At 32.3% G+C, this 26,274-nt stretch carries 27 protein-coding genes and 1 riboswitch; of the genes, 19 read left to right on the top strand and 8 right to left on the bottom strand.

Going from position 1 to position 26,274, the window contains the following annotated elements; translation table 11 throughout:
- Nucleotides 1-17: 17 nt before the first annotated feature.
- From P2W65_RS00480 to P2W65_RS00470, 3 genes are all read right to left on the bottom strand, one after another.
- On the bottom strand, nucleotides 18-3,452 hold the full coding sequence (locus tag P2W65_RS00480; protein WP_289662741.1) for a T9SS type A sorting domain-containing protein: 3,435 nt from the start codon (nucleotides 3,450-3,452) through the stop codon (nucleotides 18-20).
- A 306-nt stretch (nucleotides 3,453-3,758) separates the two neighbouring features.
- Entirely contained in the window at nucleotides 3,759-4,511 is a 753-nt protein-coding gene (locus P2W65_RS00475) for an SDR family NAD(P)-dependent oxidoreductase (RefSeq protein WP_289662739.1), read from the bottom strand.
- A gap of 155 nt (nucleotides 4,512-4,666) precedes the next feature.
- Nucleotides 4,667-5,092, bottom strand: a complete 426-nt coding sequence (locus tag P2W65_RS00470; protein WP_289662737.1) for a hypothetical protein — start codon at nucleotides 5,090-5,092, stop codon at nucleotides 4,667-4,669.
- A gap of 100 nt (nucleotides 5,093-5,192) precedes the next feature.
- On the opposite strand from P2W65_RS00470, the gene P2W65_RS00465 reads away from it, so the two are divergent.
- From P2W65_RS00465 to P2W65_RS00455, 3 genes are all read left to right on the top strand, one after another.
- Nucleotides 5,193-5,408, top strand: a complete 216-nt coding sequence (locus P2W65_RS00465) for a hypothetical protein (protein ID WP_289662735.1) — start codon at nucleotides 5,193-5,195, stop codon at nucleotides 5,406-5,408.
- A gap of 49 nt (nucleotides 5,409-5,457) precedes the next feature.
- The gene (locus tag P2W65_RS00460) at nucleotides 5,458-6,030 is read left to right on the top strand and encodes a pseudouridine synthase (RefSeq protein ID WP_289662733.1); all 573 of its coding nucleotides are present in this window, start codon (nucleotides 5,458-5,460) and stop codon (nucleotides 6,028-6,030) included.
- Nucleotides 6,031-6,103: 73 nt separating this feature from the next.
- The gene (locus P2W65_RS00455) at nucleotides 6,104-6,559 is read left to right on the top strand and encodes a tRNA (cytidine(34)-2'-O)-methyltransferase (protein ID WP_289662731.1); all 456 of its coding nucleotides are present in this window, start codon (nucleotides 6,104-6,106) and stop codon (nucleotides 6,557-6,559) included.
- Between the two features lie 111 nt (nucleotides 6,560-6,670).
- Here P2W65_RS00455 and P2W65_RS00450 read toward each other — a convergent pair whose 3' ends face one another.
- The 4 genes from P2W65_RS00450 to P2W65_RS00435 form a co-directional block, all read right to left on the bottom strand.
- The gene (locus tag P2W65_RS00450) at nucleotides 6,671-7,450 is read right to left on the bottom strand and encodes an ABC transporter ATP-binding protein (protein WP_434783352.1); all 780 of its coding nucleotides are present in this window, start codon (nucleotides 7,448-7,450) and stop codon (nucleotides 6,671-6,673) included.
- A 96-nt stretch (nucleotides 7,451-7,546) separates the two neighbouring features.
- Nucleotides 7,547-7,960: a GxxExxY protein gene (locus P2W65_RS00445; protein WP_289662728.1), complete on the bottom strand. Its 414-nt coding sequence runs from the start codon at nucleotides 7,958-7,960 to the stop codon at nucleotides 7,547-7,549.
- A 147-nt stretch (nucleotides 7,961-8,107) separates the two neighbouring features.
- Nucleotides 8,108-9,136: a FecCD family ABC transporter permease gene (locus P2W65_RS00440; RefSeq protein WP_434783351.1), complete on the bottom strand. Its 1,029-nt coding sequence runs from the start codon at nucleotides 9,134-9,136 to the stop codon at nucleotides 8,108-8,110.
- 1 nt (nucleotide 9,137) lies between these two features.
- Nucleotides 9,138-10,280, bottom strand: coding sequence for an ABC transporter substrate-binding protein (locus P2W65_RS00435; RefSeq protein WP_289662726.1), 1,143 nt, complete (start codon nucleotides 10,278-10,280; stop codon nucleotides 9,138-9,140).
- Nucleotides 10,281-10,374: 94 nt separating this feature from the next.
- Between P2W65_RS00435 and P2W65_RS00430 the strand changes: the two genes are divergently transcribed.
- The 8 genes from P2W65_RS00430 to P2W65_RS00395 all read left to right on the top strand — a co-directional run bounded on the left by P2W65_RS00430 (nucleotide 10,375) and on the right by P2W65_RS00395 (nucleotide 18,591).
- Nucleotides 10,375-10,737 (top strand): C1orf53 family protein, encoded by a 363-nt coding sequence (locus tag P2W65_RS00430; protein ID WP_179006516.1) that lies wholly within the window; start codon nucleotides 10,375-10,377, stop codon nucleotides 10,735-10,737.
- A gap of 104 nt (nucleotides 10,738-10,841) precedes the next feature.
- Complete coding sequence (gene cobU, locus P2W65_RS00425) at nucleotides 10,842-11,351, top strand: bifunctional adenosylcobinamide kinase/adenosylcobinamide-phosphate guanylyltransferase (protein ID WP_289662724.1); 510 nt, start codon at nucleotides 10,842-10,844, stop codon at nucleotides 11,349-11,351.
- Between the two features lie 130 nt (nucleotides 11,352-11,481).
- On the top strand, nucleotides 11,482-13,161 hold the full coding sequence (gene cobT, locus P2W65_RS00420) for a nicotinate-nucleotide--dimethylbenzimidazole phosphoribosyltransferase (protein WP_289662722.1): 1,680 nt from the start codon (nucleotides 11,482-11,484) through the stop codon (nucleotides 13,159-13,161).
- A 68-nt stretch (nucleotides 13,162-13,229) separates the two neighbouring features.
- Nucleotides 13,230-13,661: an IS200/IS605 family transposase gene (tnpA, locus tag P2W65_RS00415; protein WP_289662720.1), complete on the top strand. Its 432-nt coding sequence runs from the start codon at nucleotides 13,230-13,232 to the stop codon at nucleotides 13,659-13,661.
- A gap of 443 nt (nucleotides 13,662-14,104) precedes the next feature.
- Nucleotides 14,105-14,902, top strand: coding sequence for an adenosylcobinamide-GDP ribazoletransferase (locus tag P2W65_RS00410; protein ID WP_289662718.1), 798 nt, complete (start codon nucleotides 14,105-14,107; stop codon nucleotides 14,900-14,902).
- Nucleotides 14,887-15,420: an alpha-ribazole phosphatase gene (cobC, locus tag P2W65_RS00405; protein WP_289662716.1), complete on the top strand. Its 534-nt coding sequence runs from the start codon at nucleotides 14,887-14,889 to the stop codon at nucleotides 15,418-15,420. The genes P2W65_RS00410 and cobC overlap by 16 nt, the downstream gene beginning before the upstream one ends.
- A 69-nt stretch (nucleotides 15,421-15,489) precedes the next feature.
- Nucleotides 15,490-15,691: riboswitch (cobalamin riboswitch) on the top strand.
- A gap of 28 nt (nucleotides 15,692-15,719) precedes the next feature.
- Entirely contained in the window at nucleotides 15,720-17,555 is a 1,836-nt protein-coding gene (locus tag P2W65_RS00400) for a TonB-dependent receptor plug domain-containing protein (RefSeq protein ID WP_289662714.1), read from the top strand.
- A 4-nt stretch (nucleotides 17,556-17,559) separates the two neighbouring features.
- Nucleotides 17,560-18,591, top strand: a complete 1,032-nt coding sequence (locus tag P2W65_RS00395) for a YncE family protein (protein WP_289662712.1) — start codon at nucleotides 17,560-17,562, stop codon at nucleotides 18,589-18,591.
- A 69-nt stretch (nucleotides 18,592-18,660) separates the two neighbouring features.
- Here the strand turns inward: P2W65_RS00395 and P2W65_RS00390 are convergent, their stop codons facing one another.
- Entirely contained in the window at nucleotides 18,661-20,106 is a 1,446-nt protein-coding gene (locus P2W65_RS00390; RefSeq protein WP_289662710.1) for a GFO_1087 family putative carboxy terminal peptidase, read from the bottom strand.
- A gap of 165 nt (nucleotides 20,107-20,271) precedes the next feature.
- On the opposite strand from P2W65_RS00390, the gene P2W65_RS00385 reads away from it, so the two are divergent.
- The 8 genes from P2W65_RS00385 to P2W65_RS00355 all read left to right on the top strand — a co-directional run bounded on the left by P2W65_RS00385 (nucleotide 20,272) and on the right by P2W65_RS00355 (nucleotide 26,254).
- Nucleotides 20,272-20,781, top strand: coding sequence for a GFO_1088 family ECF-type sigma factor (locus tag P2W65_RS00385; protein ID WP_289662708.1), 510 nt, complete (start codon nucleotides 20,272-20,274; stop codon nucleotides 20,779-20,781).
- Entirely contained in the window at nucleotides 20,768-21,238 is a 471-nt protein-coding gene (locus tag P2W65_RS00380; RefSeq protein WP_289662706.1) for a PG0215 family putative anti-sigma factor, read from the top strand. The genes P2W65_RS00385 and P2W65_RS00380 overlap by 14 nt, the downstream gene beginning before the upstream one ends.
- Nucleotides 21,239-21,254: 16 nt before the next feature.
- Complete coding sequence (locus P2W65_RS00375) at nucleotides 21,255-21,782, top strand: GFO_1090 family protein (RefSeq protein ID WP_289662704.1); 528 nt, start codon at nucleotides 21,255-21,257, stop codon at nucleotides 21,780-21,782.
- A 1-nt stretch (nucleotide 21,783) separates the two neighbouring features.
- The gene (locus tag P2W65_RS00370; protein ID WP_289662702.1) at nucleotides 21,784-22,323 is read left to right on the top strand and encodes a GFO_1091 family lipoprotein; all 540 of its coding nucleotides are present in this window, start codon (nucleotides 21,784-21,786) and stop codon (nucleotides 22,321-22,323) included.
- Nucleotides 22,324-22,442: 119 nt separating this feature from the next.
- A complete protein-coding gene (locus P2W65_RS00365) occupies nucleotides 22,443-23,528 on the top strand; it encodes a S41 family peptidase (protein ID WP_289662700.1) in 1,086 nt (361 codons plus the stop codon).
- A gap of 160 nt (nucleotides 23,529-23,688) precedes the next feature.
- A complete protein-coding gene (gene yiaA / locus P2W65_RS00360; RefSeq protein WP_111424582.1) occupies nucleotides 23,689-24,087 on the top strand; it encodes an inner membrane protein YiaA in 399 nt (132 codons plus the stop codon).
- 169 nt (nucleotides 24,088-24,256) lie between these two features.
- A complete protein-coding gene (locus tag P2W65_RS25455; protein ID WP_491844603.1) occupies nucleotides 24,257-24,847 on the top strand; it encodes a DUF8845 family protein in 591 nt (196 codons plus the stop codon).
- A gap of 327 nt (nucleotides 24,848-25,174) precedes the next feature.
- Nucleotides 25,175-26,254, top strand: a complete 1,080-nt coding sequence (locus tag P2W65_RS00355) for a glycosyltransferase (RefSeq protein ID WP_289662696.1) — start codon at nucleotides 25,175-25,177, stop codon at nucleotides 26,252-26,254.
- Nucleotides 26,255-26,274 lie beyond the last annotated feature (20 nt).

The following is a 26,274-nucleotide window of genomic DNA, read 5'->3' as shown; positions in this document are numbered from 1 at the left end:
TTTAATCTTGAGCTTATTTATTTCTTGATAATCTTATCTTTAAAGATTACTTTGTTGTTTTCTGAAACAGTATAGAAGTAAACCCCCGAAGCTAGATTTGTAACAGGAACTACAGCCGTACTAATCTCTGATTCGTTTTTAACACTTATCGGAGTTCCAATTGCTCGTCCGTTAAAATCATACAATCTGATTTTTAAGTCTCTTCCTTGTGTTGTTTTCACATCAAAACTGACAAGATCAGTTGCTGGATTTGGATACGCTTTTACATAATATTTATTTTTTCCAAAATCTGGCGTAGAAAGCACATCTTGTTTTAATTCGAAACGAGCAATCACTGGCCCGTGATCTGAAGTTGTGCTGATATAATTTGAAATATCATTTCTTGGGTCATAGACAGCCGTTGAATTTGCTATATATTGATCACTTAATTCATTAGAAATGATAATATGGTCTAGGAAGCTTGGGGGTGTGTAATTTAAATAACTTACGGCTCCTGCTTTACTGATTTCTAAAGTTAAAGGATTAAAGCCCGATGTCTCTTCTACAAAACTCTGGTAAGAAGATGGTGTGTTCGCATTTCCAACCCACGCTTTTACGTCATCATTAAGATCTCCTAAAAGGATGATATTAGCATCTCCATATTCCGCATCCAAAGCTTGTTTTAAATAATCAACATCATATTTACGCTGATCGTATTTTATTACCTGAGTTCCACTGTTTGCACGTGCGTGAAAATCAATTAAACTGATTGTTTTTTTAACACCTCCAATATTTGTTTCTAGCTCAACCAAATAAGGTAAACGTCCAGATGCGAAAAAACTATCATCATTTATCTCTGGAGTATCTGGTCCTGGATAATTTGGTAAAACTACAGTATGGGCAAGAACCTGATCGTACAGCTCTTTAAATAATACTTTTGTATTTTTTACTGTAACCGTTTGAGTATTATACAACACCACTAATTTTTGAGGCGGATAATTTGGATCACTTGGAGGATTCTGCCATGAATATGACCAAGATGTCGAAGTCGCCTTTGCGAAAGTTTTTCCGTTTATATTTAGCTTCAAAATTAAGTTATCTATTTCAGTGTCACTTGAAACTTCTTGAAGCGCATATACGTCTGCATTTAATTTATTCATGACTTTTGCCACATTCTCAACCTGTAATGCATTGTTTGCAGGACCATAGTTATTATTTGTTGATCCAAAAAACGATACATTATAAGTCACTACATCAAAAGTATCAGCTTTAGGCCAAGAAGAAGCTGTAAATGATCCTATTTGTCTGTTTAATGAATTTCCTGTTATGGTTAGAACACCTGAAATCGTTAATTCTTTAACTGTTGGGGCAAATCTTGCATAAACCGTTTTTCCTGCGAATGCATCTGTGGCAGAAACCACAACGCTTGATCCAAACGAAATATTATCTAATGATAATTGATAGGAAGCCGGAGCCTGAATTGTTATATCATCATACCCTGCAGCCGTAAACACAAAAGACTGGCTTGCTGAGAATGAATTTGGACTTGCATCTCCAAAATCTAAAATTGGATTTGAGTCTACATATTTGGTTTCGCTTGTAATTGCAAAATCATCAAAAGACCATTCTGCGGCATTACCACTTCCGCTAGAAGTTGTTTCGTAAACCCAAGCTAGATAAGTATGACTTGTTTTGTAAGCTGTTAAATTGATGTACTCAGATTTTGTATAAGTTGCTGTATTACCTGGAAATTTACCTTCTAAGGCTGTCCATGTTGCTGTACTTGGGCTGCTTACTCCGTCATAATCCGTAGAAACCATTAATTTTAAAGCAGGTCCTTCAAAATATTGACGAGAATAGAAAGACAATGAAGGAATTTCAGTAAAACTATCTAAACGCAATTTTGGAGAAATCAACCAATCTTTACTTGCTCCAGAATCTGAAAAACCATTCATAAGAACTGCACCAGTTCCTGAATTTACATTTCTAGTTGCTGCAGTATATGCCCATTTGTTTACTGGCCCAGCTTCATTGTATTGTGTCCATACGTTCTTTAAAAGCACATTGGGATCATCAAAATTTTGTACCAAAGGATTAATTCCATAAGCTGTTGCTTCAACTATTTTTGTTGCTACTCCAGTTGTTTCATGAGTAATTGAGCCTGTAAAACTGCCAATTGCTGTTGGAGTATATTTTACATAAACTGTTGGTTTTGCATTAGAAGCAAAATCAGCAGGAGTGAATGTTAATGAAGATGAGAATGTAACTTTATCTTTTGAAATTAAAAAATCAGATTGAGCAGTAACCACAACATTCCCTGTAAGATTAGAAGCTTCTATTTGGTAACTTCTAATTACAGATTCATAATTGGGTTCAAAGCCACCTAAATTTAACTCATCAACAGTTGTAGATAGAGCAGGAGGAATAACACTTAATGTTGTAGCGTCAACCTTATTTACTACTGTTTGAATATTCCCAACTTGATCTTCTGAAACAGAAAAAACAGAATATGTTGTCCCTAAACTTAAGTTTGAAAAAGTTTTTACATATTCCTGAGATGCATTTGTAATATCTAAGACCCCTGACTGTAAAGCTGAAGCTCCATTTGAATTCTGACCCGCTTTTACTTGTACTGCCGTTGGTGCAGCACTTCCATTTGGAAGTAATACAAAATAGGTTTTTCCAATTTCATTTATTTTATTGATGAAATCAAAACCTTGCGCCAAGATATTATCTGTTTTTGGATAACCAGAAACATTAACTGGCGGATTTTGATCATTACTTTCTCTAACATCAATATTATCAATTGCAAATGATGGACGAGATCCTCCTCCTGAAACTTGTCTCGTAATCCATCTTATCTGAACTATTTCTTGATTGTTACATGCTGCAGGAAGCATTACCGTTATATGCTCACTTTGTGATGTGGCGCTTTCACTTGTTCGTGTAGTTGTATTATTTTGAAAATAAGTTCTATCCAATGTTATAAAGTTTCCTGTTACACCCACTCGATATTGTAAAGCCATTTCATTAATACGAGTATTTGTACCAGTACCATATGGATTACGAATTACCATTACATCATATTGCACCTCTATGTCAGTATTACCAGTAGTTTTTAAAGCCAGAGCTATACATTGATCAAGAAAATTCCCAGCATTTAAAAAACCAATTCTCTCATTAAAATTATAAATATTCCCTGATGCAGAAGTAGCTGAACCGCCAGCAGACATGGTTTTATCTGATAAAACTGTAGTAGTAAAAGATGAAGGTGTAGTTATAGCTGAGCTTGAAGGCGTGCTTGCATTCCAGCCTTGTATCCCATCTGGATAATCTGCCGCTAAATTAGTAAATTCTTGTCTATAGGGTAAAGTCTGCGGCTCTGGCATCGTCTGTGCAAAAAGATTTCCAGAAACACAGCCAAAAAAACATAGTAAAGCCCAAAAAAGGCGTGATAAGTAAAGTTTTTTCATACGTTAAATAATAGAGTTTTTAGAAGTCAAATTTATCTCCTTTAAAGTTAAGCCAATATTATAAAACCATAAACTTAATGTTTGGTTTTTTGTAAATAATGTATAATAAAATTCAGGATTACTCTAAAGATAATAAAATAAAAACAACAAAAAGTGAAATATTTAAAATATAATTCAAAACATTTATGCTTTGCTTTGACTTTTGAAACACCATGTTTCCTACAAATGATAAGGTTTTCAAAACAAAAAAAGCAGTAAACCTTTGCTTACTGCTTTCTCTAATTCAAAATATTATTCTCTAAAATATTATACCGCTGTATAACCTCCATCGGCAATAATATAACTTCCTGTTGTGAATGATGATTTATCAGAGTTCAAGAAAACTACCAATTCCGCAATTTCTTCGGCCGTTCCTAAACGGTTCATTGCCGATTTTGCTGCAACGGCATTCATCATATCTTTATTTAAGTTGTCTTTTAAAAGAGCTGTTTCGATATAACCAGGGCCAACAGCATTACAGCGAATGTTTTTCTGTGCATATTCAACTGCAATATTTTTGGTCAAACCCACAACACCGTGTTTACTTGCTGTATATGCTACGCTGTTTGGTGCTGCAACTTGTCCGTGAATAGAGGCAATATTAACAATGCTTCCTCCGCCGTTTTTTTCCATTTGTTCCAATTGATAACGGCAGGCATAAAAAACACCGCTTAAATTCAATGCAATTACTTTGTCCCAAGCTTCTGGTTCATATTCTCCAGTTGGTTTTGCAGGACCACCCATTCCCGCATTGTTGCAGGCAATGTCTAGTCGGCCGTATTTTGAAACCGTAACCTCTACCATATGTTTATTATCACTTGCACTCGATGAATCCCCTTTTACAAAAAAAGCTTCCCCGCCTTTTTCTTTTATGATTTTTACGGTTTCTTCACCGTGCTCTACGTTTATATCAGAGACTACTACTTTTGCTCCTTCTCGAGCGTAGGCTTCTGCCACTGCGCGTCCGATTCCCGAACCGCCGCCAGATACAAAAGCTACTTTATTTTCTAAAAGTGCCATTTTATTTATGTTTTAAATTTATACCTTAAATTTACGAAGATATCCCTGCATATTCAAGGTTTGACAAGAGTTTACAATAAGATTAACGCTTAGCGCTAATCTTATGTTATTTGATATTAAAATGACCTCTATTTCGTCAAAATTTCGTATTACTATTACTCGTCTTCATCTAATTTCATATTACCTCTGTCCTTATGACTTTCAGGGTTTGAATTTGGATATCGATTTGGTGTTATATCAGAATTTCGGTCTTTGTTTTCTACTGTTTTTTTTGCTTCTTCGTCAGAAATTACGCCACGATTTACATTTGGATTTTTTGGTGTTGTATTCGAGGGTTTGGTTTTAATATCTTCATTTTCGTTTCGCGCACGATCTACTATCTTTTTATTTCCGTCAGCATCAGTTACCACTTCCTTGTTCAATTTTGAATCTTTCAGTTCTTTATCGTGAGAAACATTTTTCCCTTTAGATTCATCAATATTTTTTTGAGTACCGTTTATCTTTTTTGTTCCTAAATTATTCGTTTCCATGGCTTTATTCTTTTTAGTTTCTATTATAATATTACGAATTATAGTTCTCATAATTAAGTGGTTTAACATTGCTTTTGGTTTTTGACAGAAAATTTTTCATAATTTTATTGTGAGGTTTACAATATTTCAATGTTTAACTAAATTTCAAACCATGAATTTCTTAAAAATCAAAACCAGCTGGTCTAATGCCGACTTTATTCTCATCAAACTTTGCATGGCTTCTGCCTATATTTTTGTTGGAAGTTATTTTCATGATTTTTTTACTGATTACTATACTATTTTATTCGGCGTTTTTGTTCTTACCGCGATTTGGTTTGTGTATCAATGGATTAAAAAAATGAAATCCCATTCAGACTTACCATACTAAATGTTCTCTTTTTATTTTATGAAAGAACTATCTTTGCAAAAAATTAAAAATGCATCGACACTTCATTCTTTTTAAACCTTACGGCTATTTGAGCCAATTTATTTATGAATTAAAAAGAAAGAAAAAGCTTTTGGGCGAATTACATAATTTTCCTGAAGGAACAATGGCAATTGGAAGATTAGACGAAGATTCTGAAGGCCTTCTTCTCCTGACGACCGACGGAAATATGAGTGAACTCGTGCGAAGCAAAAAAGTCGACAAAGAATATTACGTCCAGGTTGACGGATTAATTACACCCGAAGCAATAGAACAATTGCAAAAAGGTGTCGAAATTGGTCTTGATGGAGGAAAATATAAAACCAAACCCTGCAAAGCTTTTATCGTAAACGAAATTCCTGATTTTGGGACAAGAGCCAAAAAAATCAGAGACGAACGTCATGGCCCAACTTCCTGGGCTTCGATTACAGTTAGAGAAGGAAAATTTCGCCAAGTTAGAAAAATGACTGCTGCAGTTGGTTTTCCAACCTTACGTTTGGTTCGTGTACGAATAGGAAATGTATATTTGCAAAACTTAAAAGCGGGAGAAGTTTTGGAAGTTTCAGATTTTCAATTGGATAATTAGAAAATATGCCAATTTGATATTTTTTTGTGAACTCATAACTTTGAACCCTTAACTCATAACTTAAAAAAAGAAAATGCTAAACGTAGTTCTCGTAGAACCTGAAATACCAAATAATACCGGAAATATTGGAAGATTGTGTGTGGGTACAGAAAGCCGACTTCATTTAATTCATCCTTTCGGATTTGTCATTAATGATAAAAACTTAAAACGTTCGGGATTGGACTATTGGGTACATCTTGATGTTACCGAATATCAAAACGTTGAGGAATGGATTGTACAGATTCCGGATCAGTCTCGTGTATTTTTAATGAGTTCCCATTCTGAAAAGTCGTATTTGGAAAATGAATTTCAGGATGGCGACTGGCTGGTTTTTGGAAAAGAGAGCGTTGGTCTAAGCAAAGAATTTATGGCGAGATTCGAAAATCATTTGACAATTCCGATGTCTCCACTGATTCGTAGTTTTAATATTGCGAATTCAGTTGCATTTGTGGTTGGTGAAGCTAAAAGACAAATTGGATTGAAAAAATAGTTACTACGTTCCTGCAAGGTTTTCCAAACCTTGTAGGTATTTGTTATTTTCCATCAAAATCTAAAATTTAAACCTACAAGGTTTGGAAAACCTTGCAGGAAAGACTGAAAATCAATTCACAATAAACTTCCCTTTTTCCGCATCAAAAATAATATGTTCGTCTTTGAACAAATTATTAAAACTACCATTAGAAATTAAATTACAAGGCTGATCCTGTACAATATTTTCCGGTGTCATAATAATCATTTCGTCACTTAACTGAATGGCCAAATCGATATCGTGGGTTGAAAACAAAATACATTTCTCAGTTTCTTGTGTTAGTTTCTTCAATAATTTAAATAAAGAAACTTTATGCAATAAATCCAAATGTGTTGTAGGTTCATCTAAAATAATCAGCGGCGTATCTTGTGCTAAAGCTCTTGAAATTAAGACTTTCTGCAATTGTCCGTCACTGATTTCGAAATGTTTTTTTGAAGCTAAGTGTTCAATCTGAGTTAAACGCAATGCTTCCTGAACTTTCTCAATATCCTCTTTCGACAAACTATCCACCCAATTGGTATAAGGCTGACGACCTAAAGCGACTAATTCAAAAACAGACAAATTACTTGGAGGCAGTTTTTCGGTTAAAACCAAGCTTAAATTCTGCGCCAGTTCTAAAGGTTTATAATGTGAAATTTCTTTTTCATTCAAATAAACATTTCCTGATAAAGGTTTTTGAATTCCGGTTATAGTCCGAAGTAAAGTCGATTTTCCAATTCCGTTTGCTCCTATTAAAGTAATCAGTTTTCCTGAATCCAGATTTAAATTCAGATCTTTGGCAACAGTTGTAACACCTTTCTTGGATTTATATCCAATATTTAAATTTGATGTATTTAAGATACTTTTAATCATTGTGGTTATTTTTTAAACACATAGAAACATAGGTTTTTTCCTTTTTCTGAGAGTTGATTTGAAAATTTACTAGTAAATTAACACATAGCTTTGAGTTTAAATCTTTGGGAGTAATTTGTAATATTCGTTTACGAATGTTTTTTGACCTTCTTTAAAAATATTAAAGCAATTAAAGTTAATCAAAATGCCTTTTGGTGCTTTTAAGAGTTTCATATAAGTCATTAACTGTGCTTCACAAATAGGATTTAATTCTAATGTTGCTTTTAATTCTACAACTAAACAATTTTCAATAAATAAATCACATTTTAAATTAGCATTTAATTCTTTATCTCTGTAAATCAAAGGCACATTCATTTCTGTGAAAAAATTTATTTTACGATAACTCAATTCCTCTTTTAAACATTCATGATAAACACTTTCCAATAATCCTCTTCCAATCGTTTTATGCACTTGAATACAAGCCCCTATAACACTGAAAGTCAATTCATCTAAATATTTCTGAGTAATCATTATCTTAATTTTTAAAAGAACATGTTCCATTTTCGCAAAGTCTATGTTTTAATTTACTAGTAAATTTTCAAAATTAACTTTCAGAAAAAATAGTAATCTATGTTTCTATGTGTTTAAAAAAACTAAGATATTAAAATTTGTAATCTTTTACTTAAAATTTCTTTTTCTTACCAAAAGCCAAATTACAACCGGCGCTCCAATAATAGACGTTATCGCATTGATTGGAAGCGTAACTTCAAATCCTGGCATTTGTGAAACAATATCACAAAACAACATTATAATCGAACCAAAAAATAAAGTACTCCAAAATAATATGGTATGATTACTGGTTTGAAAAGTCAGTTTTGCAATATGAGGCACTGCTAATCCGATAAAAGCTATTGGCCCCGCAAAGGCCGTAATCGCTCCGGATAATATACTTGTGGCAAAGATGATTATTAATCTTGCTTGTTTAAAATTCAACCCCATGCTTTTGGCATAATTTTCTCCAAGAAGCAATGCATTTAAAGGTTTTATGCTTTTGGCACTTAAAAGCAACCCGATTCCAATGCAAATTGTCAAAATGCCAATCGTTGGCCATGAAAGATTTCCTAAACTTCCCATTGACCAAAAAGTGAATTTTTGAAGCTGTTCGGCTGTGCTGAAATAAGTCAGAACGCTTACAATAGCTGTGGTAAAACTTCCAAACATTAACCCCACAATCAGAATGGCCATCGTGTCACGCAATCTTTGTGAAACTACTAAAACCAAAAGTAAAACCAATGTACTTCCGGCTGTAGAGGCTAAAACAATTCCATAAGAAGACAAGGCAATTACACTTAAAAAAGAAGGCAGAAATCCTGCTCCTAAAATCACAAAAGCAACTCCTAAACTTGCTCCCGAACTCAATCCTAACACATAAGGCCCAGCGAGCGGATTACGGAATAAAGTCTGCATCAAAAGTCCGCTGATTGAAAGTCCGCTTCCAACCAAAACTGCGGTGATTGCTTTTGGTAAACGGTAATTTATAATGATATATTCCCAAGTCGATTTTGTCGCATGTCCTCCAGTTAAACTGTTAAAAACATCTTTTGCAGGAATCATAACAGAACCTAAACTAATGCTTGCGAAAAACATCAGCAAAAGTCCCAGCGCCAAAATGACAAATAAAATGGTATTTCGTTTTTTATTTGCCAATTTAATTCAGTTTTGATGCGAAAGTAAATTCGTAACCTGATAATAAATCAGGATGAAAAATTTTGATATAATCCTTTAAAACCAAATCAGGACGGCTTGGAGCCAATTCGTAATAAACGGTACCTCCGGTCGCTCCTAATTTGCCTTCAAAATTATAAACTGTTTTATTTTTAAAAGCATCAAACTCTCCGTAATGCGGATTTGCCTTTTGCAATTCTTCTAAACTTTTGAAGGAACCTGAAGCAATCCAGACATTTGCATCTTTGGCTTTGTCTAAAACCTTTTCAAAAGACAAACCTTCACTTCCGCTTCCTTTTAAATCAGCCCACAAATAATTGGCTTTTGCATCTTTCATAAACTCGGCAACCCAGCTGTTTCCTTTGGCGACATACCAAACATCTTCGTACATAGAACCGTATAAAACTTTTGAAGTTGCAGGTTTATCAGCCACCATTTTTTTCGCCTGATTATAACTTTGAACAATTTTATCAAAAAGTTCTTTTGCCTGCTCTTCTTTACCAAATAAAGCACCATAAAGTTTAATCCACTCTGCTTTTCCAAGGGGAGATTGTTCCATCCAGTCGCCTTGAATTAAAACATTTAATCCGCTTTTTTTCAGATTATCCAACATTGGATTATTGTTATCTACTCCAAAAGTGACAATCAAATCCGGAGACAACTCGATTAATTGTTCGATATTTAGTTTTTCATTTTGTCCAACGTTTTTCACAGAACCTTTGTCAATTAAAGCTCTTGTTTTTTCTGAAGAAATATAATCAGTATGCGGAAAACCAACCAAATTATTTTCTACTTCCAACATTTCTAAAAAAGGAATATTAGTAGTTGAAGTTACCACAACAGAAGTTAACGGAACTTGAATTGTAGTATAACTTTGAAGGCTGTCCGGAACTTTTGCTTCTTTTTCTTTTAAAATGTATTTGAAATCTTTATTGGCATTTGGCCATGGATTTGAGACAGTTACAACTGAATAATCATCATATTTTACGATTGAAAGTCCGCTCGCATATTCGATACTGTTTTTTGCGTCTTCAGTTTTTACAGTTTCCGTTTTTTCATTCTTCTTACAACCTGTCAGGATAAAAAAAGAAGCTATAAAAACCATTTTCGGTAATAAATGTCTCATGTTTCATGTTTTGGATAGTGACAAAGGTAAAGTATTTTATATTTTTTTTGTTTACCTTTATTCTTACAAATTTAAACAATTGTATCTTTACAACATGAATACCACAAAAATGAAAATTTGCTCAAGCTGTGAATCTGAATTCAGCTGTGGAGATATATCTGTAGAAAAAAAATGCTGGTGCAATGACTACCCACCCATTTTTTCTCTTTCTGAAGGAGGAGATTGCCTTTGTCCAACATGTTTTAAAGAAGCATGTGAAGACAAAATTGATGCTTATGTAGAAACTATAAATCCTTCAAACGCTCCTAAAAACAAAGCTATTTCCTTACCCAAAACAAACACATTAATTGAAGGTATTGATTATTATATTGAAAATGGAAATATGGTTTTTAAAACCTGGTACCATTTAAAAAGAGGAACCTGCTGTGGAAATAACTGCCGACATTGTCCTTATTAAAAGTAATTCAGGTTAAGAATTATATGTCATGAATTGAGAAACTCTTCGTTATCTTTGTCTCACAGTGCAACACTTAACCCATAACTTATAACTTCCCTAAAAAAATGATTTACCTAATAACCGGCGGCGAGCGTTCAGGAAAAAGCAGTTATGCACAAAACTTAGCCTTAACACTTTCCGATAATCCAATATACGTTGCAACTGCGAGAAAATGGGATTCTGATTTTCAAAACCGAATTGACAGACATCAGCAGGAAAGAGACGAACGTTGGACGAATATCGAAGAGGAAAAATATTTAAGTAAAATTGATTTTTCCGGAAAAACAGCTTTAATAGATTGTGTTACACTTTGGTTGACTAATTTTTTTGTGGATACTAAAAATGATGTTCAACTAAGTTTAGAAGAAGCAAAAGAAGAATTCCTTGCCATTGCCAATCAAGAAAACGCTAATATCATTATTGTAACAAATGAAATCGGAATGGGAGTTCATGCAGAAACTCATATCGGAAGAAAATTTGTAGAACTGCAAGGCTGGATGAATCAGTTTCTGGCATCAAATGCTAATGAAGTGGTTCTGATGGTTTCTGGAATTCCGGTAAAAATAAAGGGTTGATAAAATTCAATGGCAATGACAATATCAAAAAACAAATTCTAAATTTTTAAATTTCAAATTCAAATATCGTGGAGTATCTTTACATAAAGTGAAAATTGAAATTTATATTGATTTTTGAAATTTGAAATTTATGAGCAATCTAGAAGACATACTAAAATCACGCCGTGACACCCGACATTTTACACCTGATGAAGTTCCTGATGAAGTAATTCAGAAAGCTTTGCAGGCTGGTCATTGGGCGCCTTCCGTGGGGTTAACTGATGCGACTAGATATTTCCTCATCAAATCTAATGAAGTTAAAACCTCGATTAAAAAGCTGTTTTTAGATTACAACAAAAAAGCAGCAGAACTTACCGATAACGAGGAACAAAAAGAATTGTATAATTCACTTAAACTCGAAGCTATTGAAGAAGCGCCAATCGGACTTATTATCGCTTACGATCGTTCGGTTTTGAATCAATTTACGATTGGAACAATCGGTAGTAACGAAGCAGTAAAATTCAGTTCCGTTTGTGCGGCTCAGAATATCTGGCTTTCACTGACGGAACAAGGTTACGGAATGGGCTGGGTTTCGATTTTAAATTATTATCAATTTAAAAAAATCCTCGATTTACCTGAAAATATAGAACCGCTGGGTTATTTCTGTATCGGAAAACCAGCTACCAATTACAACAATCAGCCAATGTTACAACAACTGCATTGGAAACAAAAATCAGAAGCTCCAATCTGCAAAGAGATTTCGGAAATTCATACAATAAACATTTCAAATTTTGAATTAAACGTAAAAACTGAAAACGATAACAAAATTGATTTCCACAAGCTTTTACAGGAAAAAATAGATTCAAAAACAAAACCTGTTGGTTCACTGGGAACTTTAGAAACCTTAGCTTTTCAAATAGCAACTGTTTTTGAAACTTTAAATCCAAAAATCACCAATCCTAACATTATTGTTTTCGCTGCAGATCATGGAATTGCTAATCACGGTGTAAGCGATTATCCACAAGATGTGACACGTCAAATGGTCAACAACTTTTTGGAGGGCGGAGCGGCAATAAATGTTTTCTGCAAACAAAACGAGATCAAATTATCGATTGTTGATGCTGGTGTAAATTATGATTTTCCAACTAATACAAAATTAATAGATTGTAAAATTGCTAAGGGAAGTCAATCTTTCCTTCACGTTCCAGCCATGAGCGAATCGGAAGTGCAATTGTGTTTTGACAAAGGAAAAGCTATCGTAGAAAATATTGCAAAAACAGGATGTAACTGCATCGGTTTTGGCGAAATGGGAATTGGTAATACTTCGACTGCTTCTGTTTTAATGAGTCTTTTAACTGGTTTACCTATTGAAGAATGCGTTGGAAAAGGAACAGGAGTTTCAGATGAAAAATTAACTCAGAAACAAAATATTCTCAAAAAAGCTATTGATAATTATTCTGGTCAAGCGGAATTATTGTCGCATCTTTCTTACTTCGGAGGTTTTGAAATTCTTCAAATGGCTGGCGGAATGCTTTCTGCTTTTGAAAACAAAATGCTTATTCTAATTGATGGTTTCATTTGTACTGTAGCCTATCTAATTGCTTCTAAAATCAATCCTAACATTAAAAATAATGCTGTTTTCTGTCATTGTTCTGTTGAAAAAGCACATGTAAAACTGCTTGAATACCTTGAAGCTAAATCTATTTTAAATCTTGATTTGCGTTTGGGAGAAGGAACCGGCTGTGCTGTAGCTTTTCCTATTTTAAAATCGGCTGAGGCTTTTTTGAATGAAATGGCTAGTTTTGAAAGCGCGGGAATAAGTAGGAAATAACTTTCTGTTTATTGTTAATAGTTTTTAAATTTGAATCAAACTTGAAATAATTTTAAAACTATTTATCTATGCCATTTACTAAAATCTATGTTCATTGTGTTTGGAGTACCAAAAACAGATTTCCTTTTTTGAATTCAGTCGATTTACGTGAAAAAGTCTGGAATCATATAAAAGAAAATGCCTTAAGAAAAGATATTTATCTAGATTTTATAAGTGGCTATTCTGACCATTGTCATTGTCTAATTTCACTAGGAAACGATCAGACAATTCAAAAAACAATACAATTATTAAAAGGAGAATCTTCTTATTGGATCAATAAAAATCAATTAACAAATAATAAATTTGAATGGCAGGATGAATACTTTGCAGTTTCTGTTTCACAATCAATTGTAGATAAAGTTCGAGATTACATCAAAAATCAGGAAGAATATCATAAAAAGAAAACATTTCAAGAGGAATATGATGAGTTTATGATTAAGTTTAGCTTTAAACATACTTAAAAAAAGTTTGGCTAAAGCCTTTATCTTTGTCTATAAACCAACCAACATCTAAAGATGTTGGCAACTCAAATTATAAAATCCTCCATTTTTAGAATTTTTCTTCTTTGAATTGCCTCCAGATTTATCTGGAGGTAACAAATTTATTCACATAAATAGGCTTTAGCCAAATAATTACATTCCAAACAACAAATTAATTATCACCATATTTAAAACATCTATGAAAGTATTTACTCTATAAAGAATTCCAGCTAAACAACTTAAAGAGTTTGGCTGAAGCCTTCATCTTTGTCTACAAACAAACCAACATCTAAAGATGTTGGCAACTCAAATTGTGAAATTATTTATATTTTTTTATAATTTTCTTCTTTGAGTTGCCTCCAGATTTATCTGGAGGTTATAAATTTGGAAGATAGAAAGGCTTTAGCCAAACAACTAAAAACTAAATGAAAAAAGAACTCCATATTTTTTTTACCAGTTTAATGTTTTACACCCGAATCCCCTGTCCAAAAAACATTACACATCATCCAGATTATTTAAACAAAGCAACCAGATATTTTCCTTTTATCGGATGGATTGTTGGAAGTATTTCTTTTATCATTTATTCTCTATTTGCTCTGTTTCTTTCTACAGAAACGGCTGTTATTTTTTCAATTATCATTTCAGTTCTTACAACAGGAGCTTTTCACGAAGACGGATTTGCGGATGTCTGCGATGGTTTTGGCGGTGGCTGGACAAAAGAAAAAATCCTCATGATTATGAAAGACAGTGCAATCGGTGCGTATGGAGCAATTGGATTGGTTTTACTTTTTCTACTAAAATTCAAACTGCTTTCAGAATCTATTTTGCTATTTCAAGTTTATGATTCGATGGCAATATTCAAAATTTGGCTTTTGTTTATTTCTGCTCATTCCTTGAGCCGTTTAGCTGCAATTAGTATCATTTTTACACATGAATATTCTCGTCAAGATGCTTCGAGCAAAAGCAAACCCATTGCCAAACAATTTACCTGGAAAGAAGTTTTTGGATCATTCTTTTTTGGGTTGATTCCTTTACTTGTATTTTCTTATTTAGATCCTAAAGTTCTATTTTCAGTTATTCCAGTTTTCATAACAAGATATTTTTTAGCAAAATATTTCCAAAAATGGATTGATGGCTATACTGGAGATTGCCTTGGTGCCACACAGCAGGTTTGTGAAGTTATCTTTTACTTAAGCATTTTATTTTTATGGAAATTTATCTAGTCCGCCATACTGAAACCATTTGCGAAAAAGGAATCTGCTACGGACAATCGGATGTTGCTATTGCGAAACCTTTTGATGAAGTTTTCAGTAAGATTATTTCTGAATTGCCTTCTGAAGCCTTCATTTTTTCTAGTCCATTAAAACGCTGTGTGATTTTAGCTAAACATATTCAAGAAAATATAAAGGTAATTTCTTATCAGGAAGACAAACGTTTGATGGAAATGAATTTTGGCGACTGGGAGCTAAAAAACTGGAATGAAATTCCGCCCGAAGAACTCAATCCGTGGATGGAAGATTTTGTCAATCTTAAAGCTACAAATGGCGAATCTTTCACGGAATTACACGAAAGAGTCGGTGATTTTTTATCTGAAAAAATTTCTAAAATAAAACAACCGATAGTCATTGTGGCACACGCAGGAATCATTCGAAGCATATTATGTCATCAAACTTCATTACCTTTAAAGGAAGCATTTCAGAATAAAGTAGATTTTGGACAAGTTATAAGAATCGAATTATAAATTCCTTATTTGTTTCACTTTTAAGGCTTATTAGTGAAACAAATTTGAATAATCCGTATTTTTAACTTTATCTTTGCGGCAAAATAAGGTTGTGTTTTGATGAACACATTAAAAGGGAATCAAGTAAAATCTTGAGCTGTACCCGCAACTGTAAGCTAAGTTCTTAAACGAACGCTTGTTGTAAACTGCAAAGCCACTGTCACGCCCTGCGTGATGGGAAGGAAAACAACAAGACGCAAGCCAGGAGACCTGCCTTTATAACAAATTATCGAGCTCTCGGGAAAAAGAGTGAAGAAATTATGACTATAAAATTAAGGTTTGTTTTTTGTTTTCTATTGTTGTGCCAGATTACTTTGGCGCAGAACGATTCTATTAACAAATTGAAAGAAGTTGTCGTTTCCGATTCAAATCTTAAAAATTTCTCGAATACACAGTCGATTCAACGTTTGAATGATTCTATCATAAGCAAAAACCAATCTTCATTAACTTCACTTTTAAATTACAATACTGTATTATATTTTAAAGAAAATGGATTAGGAATGACTTCTGCTCCTTCTTTCAGAGGAACAACTTCGCAGCAAACTGTAGTGGTTTGGAACGGTATAAATGTAAACTCTCAATTATTAGGACAAGCAGATTTCAATACCATTTCGACACGTGGCTTTAATTCAATAGATGTAAAAGCCGGCGGAGGAAGTGTTGTGTATGGAAGCGGTGCCATTGGAGGAACAATTCATTTAAATAATGATCTGAAATTTACAGATACATTCAAAAATGATTTCCAAATCTATTATGGAGAGTTTAATACTTTAAGTGCTGTTTACGGTATTACAGCGGGAACTAAAAAATGGAGTTTTGATGCAAGTTTTACCAGAAACAGCTCTGACAACGATTTTAAATTTGTGGGGCAAGAAGTATGGAATAAAAATGGTCAATACTACAATAACACTCTTGATGCTGCAATAGGTTACAAAATAAATGATAAAAACAGTATCAAATTTTACAGCGAAATATTTGATGGCGAAAGGCATTTTTCGCTCACTTCACCAAATGAAACCAAAACCAAATACCAAGATTATAATACTCGAAATTTATTGACTTGGAGCAGTTCCTTTACCAAATTTGACTCTAATTTAAAGCTTGCTTATATTAGTGAACATTATAATTATTTTGAAGATATTAATAGAGACGTACATACTTCTGGAGGTGTAAAAAGCTTTATAGGAAAGTATGATCTAGATTACACAATATCTGCTAAAATGAAAATAAGCACCATTTTAGATTACACCAGAAATGATGGAAATGGATCTGGAATTGGCCAAAGCATACGCGAAATTGCAGGTGCTAGCTTGTTATGGAAACATACACTGACAGATAAATGGAATTATGAAATGAGCGCTCGAAAAGAGGTTTCAGATGCTTACAAAAGTCCTGTCCTTTTTTCGGTTGGTTCTCGATATAATTTCTCAGATTTCTATAAGCTTAAGTTTAATTTTTCTAGAAACTTCAGAATTCCAACATTTAATGATTTGTATTGGGAAGGAAGCGGTAATCCTGATTTAAAACCAGAAAGTTCTTTTCAGGCAGAAATAGGAAATGAATTTAAATACAAAGATCTTCGGCTGACGGTTACAGCTTACGGAATGAAAATTAAGGATATGATTCGATGGCTGCCCAATAGTTCAGGAAATTGGATCCCAGAAAACACAGATAGAGTCACTATCTATGGTGCCGAAGCACTTTTGGGATGGAGAAAAAGCTTCAACAAACATACATTTGATTTTAATGGAACTTATGCTTATACCGTTTCATTAAACGATAAAACAGACAAGCAGCTTTTTTATGTTCCCTACCATAAAATGACAGGTGCAGCATCTTATTACTACAAAAAACTTTCAGCCTATTATCAAATTATGTTTACGGGAGAAGTTTTTACAACATCAGACAATAATCCAAAATATATACTTGACGCTTACAATGTTTCTAACATAGGAGTTGATTATAATTTTAGTAAAAAAAATATTTTCAAACTGGGAGTCAAAGCCGCTAATCTTTGGAATGAAAAGTATGAAGCGCTTCCTAATCGCTTTATGCCAGGACGAAATTTAACCATTTATTTAAACCTTAATTATTAATAACATGAAACTAAAAAATCTTTATTTAGGAATTATAGCATCTGCTTTTCTGTTTGCATCTTGTAGCAGTGATAATGATGATAATAATGATGTTCCGTTAGGGGCATATGACAACGGCGTACTTATTTTGAATGAAGGAAACTTTAAGGATGTCAATGCTTCTGTGTCTTACCTTTCAAATGACTTAGCTACTTTTCAAAATGATATTTTTAAAGTAGTTAATCCAACTGCTGTTTTGGGGGATGTAGCACAATCTCTAAGCTTTAGCAATGACAAAGCCTTTATTGTGGTAAACAATTCTAATGAAGTAGAGGTAGTGAACCGTTACACGCTTAAAAGTCTTGGAACAATTACTGAAAAACTTGAAAATCCGCGTTACAGTGTTGTTTTAAATGACAAATTGTATGTAACGAATGCAATTTCTAAAGCGGTAACTGTTTATGATGCTAAAACTTATGCATACTTAAATTCAATTTCAATTGGCAAAACTTCTGAAAAAATTGTAACTGCAAACGGAAAATTATATGTGACAAACGCTGCTTATGGAAGCGGAAGTGAAGTAACAGTTATCAATCCGTCTACTAATGCGGTAACTACAACTCTTACTCTTGAAAATGGAATTAATTCTATTGAAGCAAATAATGGAACTGTTTATGTATTAGCTGGAAATAGTACAAAAAGTAAATTATTTAAAATCAATACTTCTACTGATACTGCAACATCTATAGAATCGACTACTATAAAAGGAGCTTTGAATATGGATATTGATGGAGACAAAATCTATTATACTCAAGGTTTAGGAGTTTATGCAATGAATTTATCTGCTACGGCTTTTTCAGACAAAGCTTTGTTTTCTGTAGCAGACAACGACTGGTCAACTTTTTATGGTTTTGGTGTTATTGATGGAAAAATTTATTCAGGAGCTGCTAACGGATTTACTGCAGACGGAACTGTTACGGTATATTCTTCAACGGGTGCAGTGTTAAAAACAGTAACTGCTGGTCTAGGACCAAACGGTTTCTACTCTAATAATTAGAATTAGATTATATTTTTGGATTAAAAAAGGCTTTCATTTCTGAAAGCCTTTTTTTGTATTTAGAATTTATTAAAACACTTTTGGTGCAGTTTTAAGATACATACCATGTTTCAATCCATTAATAATTTTAGAATCTGTTAGGTATGGACGATCAGGTTCTGAATCAAGAGGAATATTCTTAGCCGTTGCTCCTGTAATTTTTGAAATAGCAAGACTTAATAATGGCTCAGATGCATCTCCTAAAATTCCATAAGTCGATATTTTTTCGGATTGCTGATATGTTGGTTGCAAACCTTGTGTATAATCACCAAAATTAACAGAATTTGTAATTTTTAAAACCAAAGGTTGCATGGCATATTTGTGATTTGGGTTTATCCCTTTTTTTGTAGTCAGAGTTTCTGAATCATAAACCGTAAACGAACCTACGTTTTTACCCGTGGTCGTTTCTCCAATTTGCACTACATTGATATAAGGTTTCAGTCCGTTAATGATTAATTCGCTGGCAGAGGCTGTACTTGCAGTGGTTATGATATAAACAGTACTCATGTTTAAACTGTTTAAATTTTTAACAAATCTTACGTTTAAACTTTCTAGATCAGCATCAGACAAACCTTGCATTTGTTTGGCATTAAACGTCATTTTCGAAAAAATCTGAGTATCAAACTGCCCTGTAATCATACTCGCTAATTTAGCAGCTGATGAAATAGCGCCGCCTCCATTATAACGAAGATCTAAAACTAAATCGGTAGCGCCTTGTGCTTTTAATTCGCCAAAAGCCTGGTTTAATTTATCATCATACTCATCATAAAAACCATTATACATCAAATAACCAATTTTATGACTTCCGGAAGGAATTACTTTATTAATAAAAATTGGATTCTCTTCTAAAACTGTTTTAGTTAAAGACACTGATTTTCCGTTTAAAACAAAAGTACTTCCATTATAATCTGCCAAGTTCAGAGTATAACTATCCTGATTTAATAGTAATGCCTGATAATTAGACACTGTCAGTTTCGTACCGTTTACACTTGTAAATATATCACCACGTTTAATGGCTTTTGTTGAAGCATCAGAATTTGGTATAATATAACGAACGTAACCAAAGACATCATTTGAACCTGAAGCAATAAGGCTTAATCTAAAATCAACTCCATTATTTTTTGTAATACCGCTTAATTCTTGCTCTAAAACAGTATAATCGTTAACAATCCAGCTAAAACGATCGACAGCATCACCATTTGGATATTTACTTTCTGGTTTATATAATAAATCTTCAAACAAATCTTCTGGTTTAGAATATCCTCTTAAAAAAGAATTGAAATCAGATTTAAGATTACGTCCATCTGCTAGATTAGGTACATCAGCCTGCCATAGATAAACTTCATTTAAACCTCTCCAGATAAAACTATTAACCTGTACGTCTGCCGGAGCCGCAACATCATCATTATCTTCACAGGATTGCAAAGAAAAAACTAGCAAAAAAAGAAAAAGAATACTTTTTAAAGGTGTTTTCATATCGTTTAAGTTTCTATAATAGAATAAACGTAAAAGTAGTATCTTTAGTTTTAGCTTCGTTAAAAAGCAGTATTTTTTTACGTAAAAAAAAAATATTTTTTTGTTGTAACAAATATAATTGTGCCTCGTCTTGACTATATAAGCTAACGATTAACCATCAGATTAATGAACCAAGTTGTATTTATAGAATTGATAAATCCTTTTAAAGACAAAGTTTTTCGTCTGGCAAAAAGATTGCTTACAAGCACCGAGGAAGCTGAAGATGCAACTCAGGAGGTAATGGTAAAATTATGGAACAAAAAAGAAAGTCTGGAAAGTTACAATAGTGTTGAAGCCATGGCCATGACAATGACTAAAAATTATTGTCTGGATCAATTAAAATCTAAAAGAGCCAGTAATCTCCAGATCGTTCATAATAATTTTACAGACAGAGAGCCCAGATTAGATAAAAAAATTGAAGATGAAGACAGTTTAGAATGGGTTGAAAAAATAATAAACCAAATGCCGGAACAATTACAATTGTTAATTCAGCTTCGGGATGTTGAACAATATGAATTTGATGAAATAGCTAAAATCGTCAATATGAACGAAACGGCTATACGAGTGGCGCTTTCAAGAGCAAGAAAAAAAATTAGAGAATCAATGATTAATACACACCTTTATGGAACTAAATAAAATAGAAGATATATTAGAAAAATACTTTCAGGGAGAAACTTCTATTGCTGAAGAAAATCAATTAAAAGAATACTTTTCTTCATCAAATGTTGCGCAGCATTTGGAGCAGTACAAACCAATGTTTGGATATTTCTCTCAAGCAAAAGAACAGAAATCGACGTATGAGATTCCACTCCCGAAGCCTCGGGACAAAAAACGAAATGTGGCGTGGTTATCGATTGCAGCTTCAGCTGTTGTTTTGCTGGGAATTGGAACCTACTTTTTTGTGAACGAAAAAAATGATACTACTGCAGTAGCTTCGCAAACAGAATTAGGAACCTACGATGATCCCGAAGAAGCCCTAAAAGCAACTCAAAAGGCTTTGGCTTTATTATCAAACAATGTTAATGTAGGTATTGAAAGTGTACAGTACATTAACGAATATGAACAATCAAAAAACAAAATTTTTAAACAGTAATTAAACAAAAATAATCATGAGAAATTTCATTATAACATTAGTATTCACATTCGTAACAAGCGTTTTTTATGCACAAGGTGCTTTTGACAAATTTGATGGTCAAGACGATGTAACTTCTGTAATTGTAAACAAAAAAATGTTCGATTTAATGAGTAAAGTAAAAGTTGATGCTTCTGACAAGGAAACACAGCAGTATATTTCACTTATTAAAAAACTGGACTACTTAAAAGTATTTACTACTAAAAATCCAAAAATTGAAGCAGACATGAAAGCTTCTGCCGATAAATACATTAAAACTGCTGGTCTTGAAGAATTAATGAGAGTAAACGACAGTGGTAAAAATGTCAAAATAATGGTAAAATCTGGCGCAACCGATACACAAATTAAAGAATTATTAATGTTTGTTGACGGTGCAAAAAATGACGAAACTGTTTTATTATCTCTTACAGGTAATTTTGACTTGAACGAGATTTCAGTATTAACAGATAAAATGCAGCTTCCTGGCGGTACGGACTTAAAGAAAGCTTCTAAAAACAAAAAATAACATGAAAGCAACTGTTTTTACCTCGATTCTATGCTTATTGCTGACTTTAGTAAGTTGCAATTCTGAACCTTCACTTCAAAAATATTTTGTAGAGAATTCGGAGAAAAAAGATTTTATCGCTTTAGATGTTTCGCCGACTATTTTAAATGTTGATAAAGCAAAGCTATCTGCCGAACAAAATGAAGCTTTAAATTCTTTTGATAAAATGAATATTCTAGCTTTTAAAGCAGATAAAAGTAATCAATCACTGTTTGAAACAGAAAGAAACAAAGTAAAAGCGATTCTAAAAGACCCGAAATATCAAGAATTAATGAAGTTTGGATCTGGTAAAGATGGTGCTTCTGTAAGTTACGTTGGAAGTGATGACAATATTAAAGAGTTTGTGATTTTTGCCAACAGAAAAGAAAATGGATTTGCTGTAGTTAGGGTTTTAGGCGAAAATATGAATCCAAATAATATCATGACTCTAATGTCTGTTTTACAGCAATCTAAAATAGATATGGAACAGTTAAAACCATTAGAACAATTGCTGAAAAAATAAAAAAATCTTACTTTATTAAACTTAAGAAAGCTCCAGTTACGGAGCTTTTCTTATTTTTGATCATATCTTTAAGGTGTTATTAATCAATCGAAAATGAATAAATAATCAATATTGTTCTTATGAAAAAAATCTATTTTCTATTAATCGTTATGTTATTGTTTTCTTTAAGTTTTTACAGCCAAAACTCAAAAAAACTCAGTCGTCCTGAACAGGATTTTGAAACTTTCTGGACTACTTTTAAAAATAATTATGCTTTTTTTGATCTTAAAAAAGTAGATTGGGAGGAAAGTTATAAAAAATACAGGCCTCAGGTTACTAAAGAGACAACAGAAAAAGAACTCTTGAAAATATTGGAGGAAATGGTGTCTCCGTTACAAGATGGACACATTACTATTTTAAAAGGCGAAGAAGTAATTTATAAATACAAAAAACAGTCTCCTTTTTTAGAAGAATTTAAAGGAATTCAAAAACAATTATGGGAAACCAGTTTGAATACTTTAGAAAAAGACGGATTTTCGAAAATGGAAGGAAGTGGTCCTTTATTTAATAATGTCTATTTGTACAATAGTTGTAAAAGTAAAGATTTAGGATTTATTCGAATATCAAGATGTTTTGGAACTCTCGAAAGTCTTTTTGATGATAAAAAAGAAAAACAAGATATCAATTTAATGCTTACTCTATTTGACAGCATTTTAAAATCTTTCGCAGATACAAAAGGGATTATTATTGATTTAAGAGCAAATGGAGGTGGTCATGCAGGAGAACTTCTAGCCAAAAGATTTGTGTCAGAAAAGAGACTTACGCATTATAAATCGATAAAAGAAAAAGGAGATTACAATAACTTCTCTGTCCAAAAGCCAATTTATATTGAACCTAATAACGAAGTTCAATATTTAAAACCAATCGTTATTTTAACCAATGATAAAACGGCAAGTTCGGCTGAAGATTTTACTATTTCATTGTATCAACAGGCTAATGTTACTACAATCGGAACCAATACTTCTGGAATGATGTCTGATATGTTTGATGGAAAACTTTCAAAAAACATTTTATTTACGCTTTCCAACCAAAGATATTATTCTACCGATAAGAAATTATTGGAAGATGTTGGAGTCCCTGTAAAAATCGAAATGAAAAACTCTAAACAAGATATTGAGAACAAAGTAGACCCTCTTATTCAAAAGGCTATAGAAGTTTTGAATTAATTTTTTTCTGCTCAAAACACGAATAGAAAAAGAAAGTTTATACGTACTAATTAAGTACCTCTTTTATTTTACTGTTAGCCAAAAATAATTACATTTACAAAATGAGATTCTCTATAAGCCAAAAAATCAAATCTCAAAACCTAATTAAACCAGAATTAATATGATACAAAAAACGTCAAATGCCTTTATCGCGGCATCTTGGGTTGCTCTTGGAGCAGGAACAATCGGATTTATTGTTGGACTTGCCAGAGCTGAAATGCTTTTAAATGAAAAAGGATATTATTTTACTGTTCTAATGTTCGGTCTTTTCGCTGTAGTTTCGCTTCAAAAAAGTGTTAGGGATAGACTTGAAAAACTTCCAGTAACTGATATTTATTACGGAATATGCTGGTTTGGAACTTTGCTTTCAATCGTACTTTTAGTAGTTGGTCTTTGGAATGCCACGATTCTTCCAAGTGAAAAAGGGTTCTATGCATTTGCCTTCTTATTGGCCCTGTTTGGTGCTATTTCGGTACAGAAAAATACTAGGGATAATATGAACTTTGGTCAAAACGAATAATTTTAGCTGATTTAAATATAAAAGCTCCAATTTTTATTGGAGCTTTTTTTATTAAAAATATACTTCGAATAAGCTTAAAATATAAAAAAAGAGAGAAAATTCTTTTTTTATGGATGCTAAATTGTAACAAAATAAAGAAAAAACGCACTAATTTAATAAAAGTGCATTTATGAAATCCAATTTTATACAATTTAAAAAAAACTGGAATGAATTTAATTTTGAATTTTACGATATAGAGAAAATCTTAAAATTGCCATCCAAATCGGTTATGAAAAAAATACTAATTATTAGTGTTTTAGAGTTTTCTGTTTTATTAGCTTCTGTGATAATAATTCACAATAAAAATATGGAACGCAATAATTTCTCTCTTACTTTTATTAATTATCTATATTATGTCATTATCACTTATTATTATCTGAAATTTTGGACTAACTGGAAAAAAATAGATCTTAACTTAAATTTAAAAAAGCACTCGGAACATATATTAAAAACAATCAAATATGTATCTGAATATATTTCCCTAAGTATCATATTACTAAATCTAAATGTACTCATATTACTATTTGAATATTTTAAAAACAATAAAAACCTGATAATCTTCGATTTGTTATTTGGAAATAATTTGTTTTCAAATCAAACTTCTAATTATTTTTTTGTTATTCTGTTATCAATTATCTCATTAATAATGTGGTGTATTTACAAAGCCTTTTCTTCAAAATTAAAAGATAAACTTTTTAAGAATTTAAAGAAATTGAAATGAAAAATAAGGAATACTTTAACGCAAATTATTAAAGCAATAAAATAAATTAGAAAAAAAAACTTAACCAAAAAAAACTCCAATGAAAAATTGGAGCTTTTCTTTTATAATAAAATCTGAGATTATTTACTCAAATACTTTTTCACTTAGCATAAAAATAAAATCGTTATCACCTATTTTTTTGAATTTAAAATAATTAAATTGTAATACTTTACTTATATTTGCATGGTTTTGAAAAACCTTTTATTATTGGTTTAAATTTTATGTAATTTTTTAATTGCTTGATTAAGTATATTTTATGTGTTGGTTATGGCGAAAATTCTTTTAAATATGATAGTTAAAAACGAGGGACAAATCATAACTCGTCTTTTAAATTCAGTAGCAAATATTGTAGATGCAATCGTGATATGCGATACAGGCTCAACAGATGATACCATTAAAATTATAGAAGATTGGGCAAACTCTAAAAATATACAATGTAAGGTATTTCAGGATAGATGGGTAAATTTTGGAGTTAATAGAACAAACGCCATTAATTACGCAAAAGAATATCTAAACTTTTATAACAACAAAGCAGATGACTGGTATTTTCTGTTTTTAGATGCAGATATGCAGTTAATAGTTGAGCCTTCCTTTAGTAAAAATAAATTAACTGCTCTTGCATACAATATCAAGCAATTTCATGACAGTACTTTTGAGTATTACAATATTCGTTTAGTACGTTCTGATGTTCAAATGCAATATATAGGGCCTACACATGAGTTTTTAGATATCAACAATTCGGAAAATACTTCTTTTGAACTATTAAAAATTCATGATATAGGTGACGGCGGTTCTAAAATTGACAAGTTTGAGAGAGATGTAAAACTTTTAACTATGGCAGTTGAATCAGAACCCGAAAATCCAAGACATGTATTTTATTTAGCCAATTCTTATTTTGATATTGGTAATTATGATAGCGCAAAACAATATTACGAAGCTAGGACTGCAATGAATGGCTGGGAAGAAGAACGTTGGTATGCTAAATACAAATGGGGTTTATGTCTGTTAAAACTATCTTCTATAAAAGATGCAGAAGATGTTCTTTTAGAAGCTTTTCAAGAACGCCCATGGAGAGCAGAACCTGTTTTTCAATTGGCTGAATATTATAACAAAAAAGACAATCACGTCAGAGCTTATATGTATGCTTCATTAGCAATTAAAGTAACTTCAACTAAAGACGATGTATTGTTTATTGATAAGAATGCCAATGGAGGAAATGGTCCTGTAGAGATTATTAGCATACATGCTTATTATCTTGGTTTTTTTAGTGAAGGAAAAAATTGCACAGAAAAATTAATACTTGAATATCCTAAAATTGAGAGGCATAAACAAAATCTGCAATTTTACTTAAATAAAGACAAGATATGACGCTAAAAGAAAAGCTCCAA

This window comes from Flavobacterium panacagri, assembly GCF_030378165.1.
Taxonomy (GTDB): Bacteria; Bacteroidota; Bacteroidia; order Flavobacteriales; family Flavobacteriaceae; genus Flavobacterium; species Flavobacterium panacagri.
The sequence above is the reverse complement of the archived record's forward strand: the minus strand, read 5'-3'. Positions and strand labels throughout refer to the sequence as shown.